This is a genomic window from Embleya sp. NPDC059237 (assembly GCF_042754105.1).
Taxonomy (GTDB): Bacteria; Actinomycetota; Actinomycetes; order Streptomycetales; family Streptomycetaceae; genus Embleya.
The window spans coordinates 139314-153692 of record NZ_JBHZAE010000004.1; the positions used below are offsets into that span (position 1 = coordinate 139314).

The 14379-nt window shown below is 73.8% G+C and carries 8 protein-coding genes; 6 read left to right on the plus strand and 2 right to left on the minus strand.

The features are described 5' to 3' along the window. Positions 1 to 53 precede the first annotated feature (53 nt). Positions 54 to 821, plus strand: a complete 768-nt coding sequence (locus tag ACFXKZ_RS14835; protein WP_380000286.1) for a thioesterase II family protein — start codon at positions 54 to 56, stop codon at positions 819 to 821. 136 nt (positions 822 to 957) lie between these two features. On the opposite strand, the gene ACFXKZ_RS14840 is transcribed toward ACFXKZ_RS14835, so the two are convergent. Both ACFXKZ_RS14840 and ACFXKZ_RS14845 read right to left on the minus strand, forming a co-directional pair. Further along, a complete protein-coding gene (locus ACFXKZ_RS14840) occupies positions 958 to 3543 on the minus strand; it encodes an AMP-binding protein (RefSeq protein WP_380000288.1) in 2586 nt (861 codons plus the stop codon). A 117-nt stretch (positions 3544 to 3660) separates the two neighbouring features. After that, on the minus strand, positions 3661 to 3867 hold the full coding sequence (locus ACFXKZ_RS14845) for an MbtH family protein (RefSeq protein WP_380000290.1): 207 nt from the start codon (positions 3865 to 3867) through the stop codon (positions 3661 to 3663). A 331-nt stretch (positions 3868 to 4198) separates the two neighbouring features. Between ACFXKZ_RS14845 and ACFXKZ_RS14850 the strand changes: the two genes are divergently transcribed. Genes ACFXKZ_RS14850 through ACFXKZ_RS14870 form a run of 5 tightly spaced genes read left to right on the plus strand, consistent with a single transcriptional unit; the run spans position 4199 to position 14309 of the window. Further along, the gene (locus ACFXKZ_RS14850; RefSeq protein WP_380000292.1) at positions 4199 to 5254 is read left to right on the plus strand and encodes a threonine aldolase family protein; all 1056 of its coding nucleotides are present in this window, start codon (positions 4199 to 4201) and stop codon (positions 5252 to 5254) included. Further along, positions 5251 to 6666 carry a condensation domain-containing protein gene (locus tag ACFXKZ_RS14855; RefSeq protein WP_380000294.1) on the plus strand — a complete coding sequence of 472 codons (1416 nt, stop codon included), beginning with the start codon at positions 5251 to 5253 and terminating at the stop codon, positions 6664 to 6666. The genes ACFXKZ_RS14850 and ACFXKZ_RS14855 overlap by 4 nt, the downstream gene beginning before the upstream one ends. Then, on the plus strand, positions 6663 to 9770 hold the full coding sequence (locus tag ACFXKZ_RS14860; protein WP_380000296.1) for a phosphopantetheine-binding protein: 3108 nt from the start codon (positions 6663 to 6665) through the stop codon (positions 9768 to 9770). The genes ACFXKZ_RS14855 and ACFXKZ_RS14860 overlap by 4 nt, the downstream gene beginning before the upstream one ends. A 13-nt stretch (positions 9771 to 9783) precedes the next feature. After that, complete coding sequence (locus ACFXKZ_RS14865) at positions 9784 to 12930, plus strand: amino acid adenylation domain-containing protein (RefSeq protein ID WP_380000298.1); 3147 nt, start codon at positions 9784 to 9786, stop codon at positions 12928 to 12930. Further along, entirely contained in the window at positions 12927 to 14309 is a 1383-nt protein-coding gene (locus tag ACFXKZ_RS14870; RefSeq protein WP_380000300.1) for a condensation domain-containing protein, read from the plus strand. Before ACFXKZ_RS14865 ends, ACFXKZ_RS14870 begins: the two co-directional genes overlap by 4 nt. Positions 14310 to 14379 lie beyond the last annotated feature (70 nt).

Here is a 14379-nt window from a genome sequence, read left to right on the forward strand (position 1 = left end):
GATAAATCCCCGATTCCTTTTCGCCGCGTCCTCGGCCGACTACCGTGTCCGGGGTGAATACACCTGTGAAGAGCGGGAAATGGTTGCTTCGAAAGCCGCCGGAAGACAGTGCGACACTGTTGTTCTGCTTCCCGTACGCGGGGGTTGGCGCCTCCTCGTACCGGCAGTGGCCGCAGTCCCTGCCCGACGGCATCGCCGTGTGCGCGCTCCAGCCGCCCGGTCGGGAGAATCGTTATCGCGAACCCGCGCCGACCGACCACGCCGGCTTCGCCGCGGACCTCGTCGCGCAGCTCGCGCCGCTGCTGGACCGGCCGTTCGCCTTCATCGGGCACTGCGGCGCGGTGCCGTTCGCACTGGAGACGATCCTGACCCTGGACGATCGGGGACTGCCGCTGCCCGAACGGCTGTTCGCGTCCAGTTGGGGTGCGCCGCACCGGGGGCTGTACGGCGAGCTGAACTTCGTCGACCTGGACACCGCCGATCTGGCGGAGGAGGTGCGGCAGCGCTACCGCCAGTCCGGGCAGGGCGAACCGCCGGAGGAGATGGCCGAACTCGGCGCCCGGGTCCTGCGCGAGGACTTGGAGGTGCAGCGGCCCTACCGCTACGACGTCGCCCGCAGGCTGCCGTGTCCGGTGACGGTGATCTCGTGGTCGGAGGACGACGTGGTGCCGCCGGAAACGGTACCGCCGGGCTGGGCGGAGTGCGCGGACGTGCGGGTGGAGGCGCTGGCGGGCAGGCATCTGGATTTCCTGCGCTGTCCGCCGGCCCTCGTCGAGGTGGTGACGCGGGACCTGGCGGGCGGCGGGGCGCCCTCCGACTGAATGCGCGCGTCCGAGCGGCGCGAGGGACGGTTCACGGCCGGGATGCCCGGGTCGCGGACCGTCCCTCGTCTCGTTGTCTCGTTGTCTCGTTGTCTCGTTGTCTCGTTGTCTCGTTGAAAGGCTGCCGAGGCGCCACTCAGGCCGGCAGGGCGAGTTCGCGGGCCAGTTCGGCCGGTGTCGGGTTGAGCATCAGGGCGCGGACCTTGAGCGGGACGCCGAGGCGTTCGCCGATCAGGCGCACCGCCCGTTGGGCGCTCAGGGATTCGCCGCCGAGCAGGAAGAAGTCGTCGTGTACGCCCAGGTGTTCCCGGTCGAGTATTTCCTCCCACACCCGCACCAACGTCTCCTCCACCGCCGTGCGCTCCTCGGCCGGGGGACGATCGCGGCCGTCGGCTGAGCCGGTCGCGCGCCCCCAGTCGGGTATCGGCAGGGCGTTGCGGTCGATCTTGTCGCCGGAGTTGAGCGGCAGCGCGTCCAGCCGCAGGAACACCTGCGGCACCATGTGGTCCGGGACCGCACGCGCGAGTTCGCGGCGCAGCGCGGGTACGTCGAGGTCGTCGTCCGTGACCAGGCAGGCGACCAGCCGTCGAATGCCCCGAGGGTCCTCGGGCGCCACGACCGCCGCCTCTCGCACGCCGTCGACGGCCAGCAACGCCTGTTCGACCTCGCCCACTTCGACCCGCAGACCGGCGATCTTGAGCTGGTGGTCCGCCCGGCCCCGGTGTTCCAGGACCCCGTCGGCCCGGAAGCGGACCAGGTCGCCGGTGAGGTAGAGCCGACCACCCGGCGCGTCGCCGAAAGGGTCCGGTACGAAGCGCTCGGCCGTCTGGCGGGCGGTGAGGTATCCACGCGCCTGTTCGGGCCCGGATACCGCCAACTCGCCCACCACGCCAGGCGGGACGAGCCGCAGGTCGCCGTCCAGGACGTACAGCCGGGCGCCAGGCCACGGGCGTCCGATCGGCGGCGGCAGGGTGCGGTCCCGCGCGGTCGCGGTATGCGAGGTGATCGGGCGCTCCCGGGGGATCAGCGGCGAGGTGACGATGTTGACCTCGTTCGCGCCGTACCAGTTGCCCACCTCGAACGGCAGTTCCTCGGGGGCCCAGCGGCGCACCCGGTCGCTCCCGGTCAACAGGGTGCGCAGCGGTGTACGGGCGGGCCAGTCGATCGCGACCAGCGCCTCGGCGAGCGGGGCCACCACGAAGACCTGGGTGACCGCTCGGGACAACAACCAGTCGCGCAGGTGTTCCGGCGCGGACAGGTCCTCGTCGGCGGCGATGTGCAGCGGCGCACCGGCGATCAGGTACGCCCACACCACCACGGTCACCGACACGTTGGTCTGTGGCGGGAAGGTCCAGCCGCCGCGTTCCCCCGCCGCCACACCGTGCGCCCGGATCTGCGCCCGCGCGGAGTGTGTCGCGGCGCGGTGGGTGACCACGACCAGTTTGGGCGTGCCGGTGGATCCGGAGGTCTGCACCAGGAAGGCCGGATCGTCCGGGGCCGGCTCGGGCAGCGGGCGTTCGGGGGCCGCCGGACCGGGCACGCGGCCCGTCGGCGCGAGGACCAGGGCGTCCTTGGCCTGCGGTGGCAGGGTGCGTTCGAAGCGGCTGGTGATGAGTACGAGCCGGGCGTCGGCCTGGGCGAGGAAGCGGCCCAGGTACGCGTCGGGTGCCTTGGGATCGAGCATCAGCGCGGCGGCGCCCGCCCGGTGCACGGCGAGCATCGCCACGACCAGTTCGGGGCAGCGCGGCATGCACAGCCCGACCACCGTGCCCGCCGAGGATCCCTGTGCCACGAGTCGATGAGCCAAGGCAGCGGCGCGCGCGTCGAGTTCGGCGTGGGTCAGGGTCTCGCCCCGATACTCGAGGGCCACCGCGTCGGGGGTGGCCGCCGCCCGGTCGGCAAGCAGGCGCGGGATCGTGTGCGGGGCGTCGGGGATGTCCGGGGTGGACCCCCAGGCGCGCAGCAGCGTGTGGTCGTCCGGGCCGAGCGGGTCCAGGTCGGCGACGGGTGTGTCGGGCCGGCCGGTGATGCCGTCGAGCATCCGCAGCACGTGCCGGCCGAACCGCTCGGCGGTGGCGACGTCGATCAGGTCCGCGTCGTGGGTGATCTCCAGGTGCGCGGCGTCGGGCTCGGGGTTCTCGACGAGGGTGAGCGTGAGTTCGGCGGGCTCCAGGCCCGAGGCGTCGGGTGGAGCGGCCTGCGACGCGCCGGACGGGTGAGGCGGGCCGAGGTGCGCCCGTCGGACCCGAAAGGCGGCGGAGTGGCGCGTGGGCGGGTCGGTCGCGGCTTCGGCTTCGGTGCCGGCGCGCAGGTGTCGGTCCACCTCGGCGGCCAGCGCGGCGCCGGTATCGCGCGGGTCCCAGGCGAAGCGGATGGGGCGGTGGCGCGGGCCGTGTACGACCCGCACCGTCGCGCCGTCGGGCGGGACGGCGCCCTCCTCGCCGGGCGCCCCGCCCCCCGCGTCGCGGGCCTCCGCGTCCACCATGACCACGAGGTCCCGGGTCCCGGTGTAGCGGTGCAGGACGGCGAGGTAGGCGGCGAGTACGGTCGCCGGCGTCGGCTGCCCGGTCGGCGCGCTCGCGCGGCCGTCGACCACGTGCGTGTGGGTGCGCCGCACGGGGCCGTTGCCTCTGGCCGCCGCCATGGGCAGGTCGAGCAGGGTGATCGGGGCGCCCCGGGTTTGGTCCTCGACGGGCAGCGTGTGGTCGGGCCTGTCGCCCATGGGTGCTCTCTCCTCCCGCCGTGGCATCCCGCGTCCGGCCGGGGCGGGATGGCTCGATCGTTCCGCCCCGCACGGTCTCGGCCGCGACTCCGGGCAGGCCCGCGATTCGTACCGGGTTCAGCCCGCCGCCAACCGCTCCCGAACACTGCGCGGTCGCATGTCGGTCCACACCCGCTCGATGTGGTCGAGGCACTCCTGCCGGGTGCCGGTGGTGCCCTCCGCGCGCCACCCGCCCGGCAGCGCGCGGTCGGCGAACCAGATGGAATATTGCTCCTCGTCGTTCACCACGACGTTGTAGACGCGGTCGTCCGCCTGCTCCTCCATCGAAGTCCCCTTGGTGTCGGGTGGGTTGTCGTCGGCTCCGATGCGCCGACGACGGGAATGAATTCCATCGTGCCCACAATTACCCACCGGGACGGCATCGCGGAAGCGGCCGGGAAATACTCCGGAAAGGGCCGACGGGTTCCTGAAAGATAATCGGCGCCGCCGTCGATTCCGGCGCACGATGCCGGTTCGGGGCGACGCGTGCCCTCGTCCGGCGCCGCGTCCCCGTGCCCCGTGTCCGTCGTGCCGGAACGAGAACGAAAAGCGAGCACGAAGACGAGCACCGGCACGACGGTGACCACCGCCGCGGGCGACCCGAGGAGGCTTTCCGGTGAGCGATTCCGCACCCGTGGACCTGCGTTCGGACACGGTGACGGTACCGACCGAGCGGATGCGCGAGGCGATGGCCTCGGCACAGGTCGGCGACGACTTCTATGGCGAGGACCCCACCGTGCGCGCCCTCGAGGAGCGCGCCGCGGCGCTGACCGGCACCGAGGCCGCGCTGTTCGTGGTGAGCGGGACGATGGCCAATCTGGCCGCGGTGATGGCGCTGGTCCCACCCGGCCACGAGGTGCTCGCGGAGGCCGACTCCGACCTGGTGCGCTGGGAATCGCATTCCACCTCCGGCCTCGCCGGCGTACAACTCGCCCCGATCCACGGAATCCGAGGCGTGTTCGGCCCGGCGGACGTCGCCGATCTGCTCGCCCGCGACGACTGGCGGGCCCCGCGTACCGGCATGGTCGCGGTGGAGAACACCCACGGCGCGAGCGGCGGCGCGCTGTGGGACCTGGCCGACCTGCGCGAGTTGTCGACGGCCTGTCGCGCGGCGGGTGTCCCGCTGCACTGCGACGGCGCCCGCCTGTTCAACGCCTGTGTGGCCGGCGGCTATTCGGCCGCCGACGTGGGCGCGCTGTGCGACACCGTGACGTTCTCGCTGTACAAGGGCCTCGGCGCGCCGATGGGTTCGCTGCTGTGCTGCACCGCCGAGGTGCGTGTGTGCGCCGCCGAGATCCGGCGTCGGCTCGGCGCGACGCTGCGTCAGGTCGGCGTGGTGGCCGCGGCGGGCTCGATCGCGTTGGACGGGATCGACGACCTCGCCGCCGACCACCGGCGCGCGGCCGAACTGGGGCGCGGCCTGCGCGAGGTGTTGCCCGCATGGGCCGCCCCGGATCCGCCGCGCACCAACATCGTGACGATGCCGATCGGCCGCGCGGCGGCCCCGTTCGTGGCGGCGCTGGCCGAACACGGCGTCCTGGTCACCGAGGTGGTCCCGGGCCTGGTCCGGTTCGTCACCCATCGGGACGTCTCGGACGCGGGCGTGGAGCGGGCCGTGACCGCCGCCGCCCACGCCGCGAGCACACTGACCGAGGCGGTGGTGCCCGCGTGAGCACCTCCGAAGCCGCCCTCCCGCGCGCGCCGGCCCGCGCCCCCGTGGTGCCCGTCGCGGAGCGCCCCGCGCCGCTGTCCACCGCGCAGGCCCGGCTGTGGTTCGTGCACACCAGCCGGCCGCCGACCGCCGAGTACAACCTGCAGGTGGCGCTGCTGCTGCGCGGGAAACCGGACCTCGACGCGCTCGTCGGCGCGATCCACCGCCTGGTGCGGCGTCACGAACCGCTGCGCACCGTGGTCGAGCCGCGCCCGGACGGCCCGCCGGTCCAGCGCGTCCTGGCCGATCCGCCCGCCGTGGACCACCGACCGGCCGCGCCCGGCGCCGACGCCATGGCCCGCGCCGTCGCCACCGCTTCCGGCGAACTCGCCCACGTCTTCGACCTGGAGCGCGAACCCCCGCTGCGGGTGCGACTGGCCCCGCTCGACGACGCGGGCGACACCGTCGTGCTCGTACTGACCCTGCATCACCTCGCCTTCGACGGCTGGTCCACCGCGATCCTGCTGCGCGAACTCGCCGAGGACTACCGCCGACGCGGCGAGCCCGCGTTGCCCGCGCCCGAGATCTCCTACAGCGACTACGCCTGGTGGGAGCGGCGGACCCTGGACCACGACCGGGAGGCGCTGCTGCGGTACTGGCGCGGTGCGCTCGACGGTGTGCGGGAGTTGGAACTGCCCACCGACCGGCCGGGCCACGGGGTGGGCGGGCCGATGGGTACCGTGCGCCACGAGCTGTCCGCTTCGACCATGGAGCGGATCCGCGCGGTGGCCGCGCAGGCGGGCACGAGCACCTTCGCCGTCGCGCTTGCCGCGTGGTTCGCGGTGCTCGGCCGCTACGGCGGACAGCGCGACTTCGTGGTCGGCATGCCGGTCGGCGGGCGTACGGATCTGGCCCTGGAACCGTTGATCGGCTGCTTCGTCAACACGCTGTGCCTGCGGTCCGCGCTGCGCCCGGGTGAGTCGTTCGTCGAGTCGGTGCGGCGTACCCATCTGACGCTGGCCGACGCGATGGCCCATCAGGCTTTGCCCTTCGAGGAGTTGGTCCGCGCCCTGGGCCCGGATCGGCGCGCCGATCGTAATCCGCTCTTCCGCGCCTTCTGCTCCGGCGTGGATGCTCCACCCTCGTTCGAACTCGACGGGCTCGACTGCGAGTTCGTGGCTCCGGCCGGCACGTCGAGTCGATTCGACCTGAACGCCACGTTTCTGCTCGGCGGCCCACGGCCGACGGTGCAACTCGACTACAGCAAGACCCTGTTCGACGACACCACCGGAGCGGACCTGGCCCGGCGACTCGGCGTCTTCCTGGACTGGGCGGTGAGCCGGCCCGAGCGTGCCGTGCGCGACGTGGCCTGGATGATGCCCGGTGAGCGGCGCCGGGTCCTGGAGACCCTGAACGGAGGCGATCTCGCATGACCGGCCCGAAAAGCCCGGCACCGCAGGCCCGCCGCCGGGCACTGCGATCCGTACTGCGCCGCATCGATCGCGAGGCGCGGGGGCGGGAGTTCACCGAGCCCCGCCCCGAGGGCGCCGACGTTCCGCTCACGCTGGACCAGGAGTGGCTGTACACGGCCGCGTCGGCCGTGTCGGACCTGGCCGGGATGGCGGTCACGGGCCGCCTGGAGACCGAGCACCGGCTCGACCATGCCCGGCTGCGCGACGCGGTCGAGACGGTCGCGGCCGCAACTCCCGCGCTGGGCCTGCTGGTCGAGGAGCGTGGCGGCACCCTCGTCCAGGTGCCGGGCTCGGGCGCGCGGGTGCGCTGGCACGACACACCGGACGAGCCCGCGTGGAGCGCGCCGTTCGACCCTCGGCACGGTCCGCTGTGCCGGGCCGCGATCGGCTCGTCCGACACCGGCTGCGCGCTGACGCTCGCCGTCGCGCGGCATTCGATCGACCGCACGTCGATGGGACTGCTCCTGGCCGCCGTCGCGGACGCCTACCGCGACGGCACGGTGCCGCCGACGGGCGGGTTCGGCGTCGCGGATCACGCGTACTGGCACCGCCGTCGCTTCTCCCCCGAGCGCCTGGCCGAACTGCTGCCGACGGCGGCCGAGCGGCTGGGCCCGGCGCGGCCCTCGTTGTTGCCGTACGACCGCCCGCCCGTCGTCGGGCCCGCGTCCGCCGCCGGTGCCTCGCTGAGCCGCCGGGTGCCCGCGCCCGCCGAGCCCCGGGTGGCGCTGTTGGCCGCCGTCGGAGCGGCGCTGCGCAGGTTCGGCGCGGCGTCGCCGCTGCGGCTGGGTCTGGAGGATCCCGGCCGGCACACCCCGCAGACCGCCGAACTGGTGGGCCGGCTCGGCACGGTCGGCGTCCTGCCGTTGCGGATCGACGGCGGCGTGGACGCGGCCGCGCTGACCCCACGTGCCCGGGAGGCGATCGCGGCATGCGAACGCGCGCCGTTGCCACTGGCCGCGCTCGCCGATCTGCGGCCGCAGACCTGGGAGGCCGAACCGCTGCTCCCGGTGGGCCTGGACACCGTGTCCCTGCCCGTGCCGCACCCGGGCGACGGCCCGGCGCGGATCCGGCTGCTGCCCTCGCCCGTCCCGATGTACGGCCTGGAGTTCGTGTTGGCGGTCGACGGGGACGAGTCGGAACTGCTCACCGAATACGACCCCGACCTGTTCGACCCGACCACCATCGACGCGCTGGCGACCCTGGTCGCCCACTTCCTGGACCCGGCGGCGAGCGGCACCCCGACGCCGCTCACCGCGCCCGCGATTCCCCGCGAGCGTGCCCTCGGCGACACCGGCCTCCTCACCGGCTGGGCCGCCAGGCCGACGGACGACGTGCTGATCACCACACGGCGCGGGGAGCTGGCCGGTGCGCGGGTCGTGGCGGCCGTACGCGCGATCCGCGCGGCGCTGGCCGAAGCCGGCGCGCGCGACGGGGAGACCGTCGTGCTGGCCGCCGACGACTCCGCCGACAGCGCCGCCGCGCTGCTCGGCGCCCTCGATTTCGGGGCGGACGTACTGGTCCGCAACGCCGACGACCCGGCGGCCTGGTCGGACGCGGTGGCGACCGCCGCACACGCCCGGTTCGAACTGCTCCCGGACGGCACGGTCAACCACGTCGCGGAGCGGCCGGAGTCGGCGCCGTGCGCGCGCACCGCCGAGGCGTCGACGGGCGACGACGCCGACACCCCTCACGACCCGTCCGGCGCGCTCCTGGTCGGCCTGCGGGCCCGGCCGACGCCGCGCGTCCTGCGCATCCCGTCGAGCGCCCTGCTGCGCGCCGCCGATCGGCTCGCGGACGCCTTGGGGACGGCCGTCTCGGACGTGTTCGCGCCCGACTTCGCCTGGGGTGGCGAGGACGCCGCGATCTGCGTACTCGCCGCCGCCCGCGCCGGCGCCACGCTGCTGCTGCCCGCCGGTGCCGAGCCGGCCGACGCACGCTTCGACGCGCTGTCCGAGGCCGGTGCCACCGTCGCCGAACTGCCTTTCTCCTTTGCCGAATCCGTCCCGGTGCACCTGCTGGAGCTGCGCGCCGCGTATCGCCGACTCACCGAGCCCGCCTCGCCCGGCGAGGGGCAGGACGCCGCACCGCGGCGGCGCTGGTGGGCCCCCGCCGTCCCGGACGCCCTCCTCACCGGCCCTGATCCACACGCCTCGACGTGCGCGACGCCCTACCACGTGCTCAACGACGACCTGCTGCCGGTACCCGTCGGCGGTACCGGGACCCTGTGGGCGACCGTCGAACCCGGCACCGGCTACCTCGACGAACCGGCGGCCTGCGCCGACGACTTCCGTCCCGATCCGGTCGGCGGAGGCGGTCGCATCGCGAACACCCGCGCGCTGGTCCGGGTCGGCGCCGACGGCACGCTGCGTCTGGTCCGCCCGCCCGACGACCGGGTCTGCGTACGCGGTCGCTCGATCCTGCTCGCGGACCTCACCGCGACACTCGCCCAGGAGACCGGCCGGCCGGCGGTGGCGGGTGCGCAACCACTCGACTGGGGCCGGGCCGAGCGCCCGTACGCGGCGATCGGCGCAGGCGGAGACCGGACCCCGACGTCGGAGGACCTGCCCGATCGGCTGCGCCGCCTCGTGCCGGGCGCCGCCGTTCCCGAGACCGTGTTCGTCATCGAAAACACCGAGATCGCCGGCCGTACCGAGCCGACCCACACCGCCACCCTCGCCCGTGCCGCCCGATCCGCCGCCGAACGCGCCGCCCGGCTCGACGCGCGCCCGTACACGCCGCCCGCGACCGACACCGAGCGTGCCCTGGCGCGCGACGTACTCGTACCGGTCCTGGGCGTTGCCCGCGTGGGCCGCGACGACAACTTCTTCGGACTCGGCGGCACCTCGCTCCAGTTGATCCAGGTCCTGGCCCGGGTACACGCGGCCCATGGCGTGGACGTCGCGTTGGCCGACGTATTCGCGGCGCCCACGTTGCGCCGGCTCGCCGAATCGCTCGACCACGCACGCGCCGTCGAGTCCCGGGACCTGGACACCATCGACGAACTGCTCACCACCGTCGAAGACGCCCTCGACGACGCCCCGACCGACCCGACCCGACTCTCGTGAGGTCACCGTGGCAATGGTCACCCCCGCAGACGAACCGCCCGTTCCCGACCGTATCCCCCTCTCCCCCGCCCGGCAGGACATCCTCGTCGCGGCGGCGCTGGACGGCTCGGTCCGCGGCCTCGCCCGCCAGATCCGCCTCACCCTGGCCGATACCACGACCGCCGACGTAGCGCACGCCTGGGCGGAACTCATGCGACTGCGCCCGGAGTTGGCGGTCCGGGTCGACTGGTCCCAGGCTCGCCCGACGCTCGTGGGCACCGGCGTCGCGCTGCCCTTCCGCCGCACCGAGGACACCCCGACGCCGCCCGACGGGGCTACGTACGACGGCACTTCACCCGACCGCGCGGCCCACGAACGGGCGGCGGTCGAGGAGTTGCGGCGCGGCTTCCCGCCGGAGCTGGACACCGCGCTCGGCCGTCTCCTGTGGTCGGACACGACCCACGAGGCGGTGTTCACCTACCACCCGCTGCTCGTCGACGACTTGGGCGCGCACCTGCTCCTGAGCGACCTCGCGTCCCTGCTGCGCGGTGAACGACCGGTGGATCGGCCGAACGACCGACCGGTCCGGCCGGATTCGGCCGAGCAGGCCGAGGCGACCGCGTTCTGGCGGCGTTCGCTCGCGGACGTCGACGGCGCGACACCGCTGTTCCCCGAACCCGCCGCCCGCGCCGGTCGGGAGCCGGGGACGGTACGCGTCACGCTGTCCGCTCCCGCGACCGACGCGGTCCGGGAGTTGGCCGCGACCGCCAACTCGTGCAAGTTGCGCGTGGTCGCCGCCGCGTGGGCGTCCGTGGTGGCCAGGTTCCGCGGCGAATCGCTCGCGGTGATCGGCCTGTCCGTCGACACCCGGCCCCCCGCGCTGCGGGCGTGCCTGAGCCCCTTCGAACGCACCCTGCCCACCCCCGTCCGACTGGACGACACCCCCGCCGCGGCGTGGATCGCCGCGCTGTCGCGGTGGATGGAACAGGCCCGCGCGTACGGCCGACTCCCGGGCGCGGTGCTGCACGAACTCTCCGGCGCGGAACGCGGCGTGGCGCTGTACGACTCGGTGGTCGACGCGCGCGACGATGCGGCGGTGCCGGCGCCGGAGGCCGCGGGCCCACCGCTGGCCGTCGGTGTCGAGGACGACGGCGCGACGCTGACCCTGGTGGCCCGGTACGCCCCCGAGGTCGCCGACGCGGAGCGGGTCGAACGGCTGCTGCGCTGCACGGCGGCGGTGCTCACCGGGGCGGCGGCCACGCCGGACACTCCGATGAGCCGGCTCCCCCTGATCGACGCGGCCGAGGCGGCGGCGCTGAACGCGCACAACGACACGGCGGTGGACCACCCCCGCGACAGGTGCCTGCACCAGCACGTCGAGGACCAGGTGGACCGCACGCCGGATCGCCCCGCCCTGGTCCACGAGGGCGCCGCCATGAGCTACGCCGAACTCGACCTCGCCGCGAACCGCCTGGCCCACCACCTGATCGACCTCGGTGTAAGGCCCGACACCATCGTGGGCCTGTGCGCGGAGCCCGGGTTCGAGCTGAACGTGGCCATCCTGGCCATCCTCAAGGCGGGCGGCGCCTATGCCCCGCTGGATCCGTCCTTCCCACCGGACCGGCTGCACTACCTGGCCCGGGACCTGGCCTGCGAGGTGGTCCTCGTATCGCGCCGGTTCGTCGAACTTCTCCCGAAGCCGCGCCACTTGGTGATCCTGGACGAGCCCCAGGCGTGGGCGGACCGCCCGGGTGATCGGCCGGACACCGGGGTGGCCCCGGACAATCTCGCCTATGTCATGTATACCTCCGGGTCCACGGGCCGCCCCAAGGGCGTATTGGTGCAGCACGGTGGCGCGGTCAACTTCGTGTGGTGGATCAGTCGACTGTACGAACTGCAGGCGGAAGAGGCCGCGTTGCAGTGGACCGCGTACAGCTTCGACGCCGCCGTATGGGAGTTGTTCTGGCCGCTGTTCGTCGGCGCGCGCGCCGTACTGGCGCCGCCGAGGCTGCACCTGGACCTGGATCGTTTCACCGAGTTGATCCGTACCGAACGGGTCGCCACATTGCACTTCGTCCCGGCGATGTTGCAGACCTTCCTCACCGCCGAGGACGCCGATTCCTGCACGTCGTTGCGTTTCGTCTTCGCCAGCGGCGAGCCGATTCCACCCACCCTGGCCGAGCGATTCCACAAGACGCTCGACGCGGATCTGATCAATCTGTACGGCGTCACCGAGGTCTCCATCGACACCACGTTCCACGTGTTGCCCCGCGAGGTCGGGCTGCCGTTCGTGCCCTCGGGTCGGCCGATGAACAACGAGACCACCTACGTGCTGGACCGGCATCTGGAACCGGTGCCGTTCGGCGCGCGCGGAGAGGTGTACATCGGCGGGGAGAGTGTCACGCGCGGCTACCACGGGCGTCCGGGCCTGACCGCCGACCGGTTCGTCCCGGACCCGTTCGCGGGCGGCGGGGCCCGGCTGTACCGCACCGGGGACGTGGCGACGATGCTGCCGGACGGGAATCTGCACTTCCTGGGCCGCAGCGACCATCAGGTGAAGGTGCGCGGCATCCGGATCGAACCGCACGAGGTCGAGGCGGAGATCGCCGATCATCCCGAGGTCCGGGAGTGCCTGGTCGTGCCGTGGGGCGACGGCAGCGAACGCAGCCTGGCGGCCTATGTCGTGCCGCGAGGCGACGACTTGGACGTGGCCGGACTGCGGACCTTCCTCGCCGCGCGGATGCCCGGCTACATGGTGCCGACCTCGATCGCCACGTTGTCCGCCTTCCCCCTCGGGCACACCGGCAAGATCGACCGCAAGGCGTTGCCCGCGCCGCGCGGCGTGATCGACGAGCGGCTGACCGACGGGGTGGCACCGCGCACCGACACGGAACACGAGGTCGCCCGGATCTGGCAGGACGTGTTGCGTGTTCCGAGCGTCGGCGTGCTCGACGACTTCTTCGCCGTGGGCGGCAACTCGTTGCTGGCTACCCGAGTGATCGCGGCCGTGCGCAGCCGGTTCGGGGTACGGCTGCCGCTGCGCACGTGGTTGGAGTCCAGCGCCGTCGCGGACCTGGCCGCCGCGATCGACCGATGCCGCGACGAGGAGGAGAGCGTGGCGGCGCTGGTCGCCGAGGTGGCCGGCCTGCCGGAGGACGAGGTGCGGGAGCCGGGACGATGAGCACGGACGGCGCGGAACTACGGGCGCGGCTACGGGCGTTGTCTCCGGCCAAGCGCGAACTGCTGACCGCGCGGCTGGCCGAACGGGGGCTCCTGCACTACCTGGACGGCGGCCCGGAGCCGGTCGAGGGCGAGCCGGACGAGGTCACCGTCAAGCAGGAGGCGTTGTGGCGGGCCCATCGGGGCGGCGACGACGGCGACTTCCACCACGTCGGCCTGCTCTGCGGCTTCGCGCCGGACCGTACGCCCGAGGACGTCGCGCGGGCCGTGCGCGAGGCCGTCGCACGGCACGAGGCGCTGCGCTGCTCGTACCACCCTGACGGGCGAGGCGGTGTCCGGTTGCGCGGACACGACGTCGACGACGTACCGGTGGAGTACACCGTCGCGACCTCGACCGATCGGGCGGGGGCCTGGCGCAGGGCCCGGGAACTGGCTGTGCGAGATGGGAGGTTGGCGTTTCGATTGGATCGGCCGCCGGTGCGATTCCGGGTGACGGACGCGCGGCCGGCGGCGGTGCTGCTGAGCGTGGTGGCGCACGACATCGCGTGCGACCGGTACGGGATGCGCACGGTCCTCCTGCCGCAGCTGTGCGGGGCGCCGGCGTCGGGCGGCCTGCGCCCGCGCGACGTGGCGCACTGGCAGCGCCGCAGCCTGGAGTCGGGCGTGGTTCGGCAACAACTGGCCCGCCGCATAGCGCGGTTGGCTCCGGGCGTACCGCTCGCCCTGCCCGACCTCGGCAACCGGAAGGGGGCCCGGCTGCCGGTGCGGATCGACGCCGCGACGACACGCGGCCTCGACCGGCTCGCCCGGTCGAGCGGATCGAGCCTGTTCGCCGTGCTGTTGGCCGCCTGGGGGTCGGTGGTGGCCGAGGCTCACGACCGCGCGGACACGCTCGTGGGCTGCTGCACCTCGGGTCGCCACCGCCCGGAACTGGGCGGCGTGCTGGCCGACTTGGCCAACACGATGGTGGTCCGCGTCGCGGCCCGACCGCGGCCGGACCAGGCCGATGCGCTCCGCGGGACCCGGGACGAGCTGACCGCCGCACTGGGCGACGGCGACGCCCCCTTCGAGCGGGTCTTCGCCGCCCTCACCGGCCGCGACACGGACGTGGACGGGCCGGTCCGGGACGAGGACATCAGGGTGCGATTGACCCTGGACGAGGCGGACGGGGTGGCGGAGTTGCCCGGTTGCCTCGGTGTCGAGGACGTGGACTTCGGCTACGCCAAGACGTCGCTGAGCCTGGAACTGGCCATGGGGTCCGACGGCGGGTTGGCGGGTGCTCTCGCCCATCGACCGACGGACGTACCCCACGAGCGCGCAACGGAGTTGGCCGCCATGCTCCACGCCCGGCTGACGGCGCTGTCCCGGGTCGGCGGTTGAGCGGTGTGCCGGCGGGCGCGGGCGAGCGGGCCGGGCGCCCCCATCCCGCCCGGATCCGGTCACCCGCCCG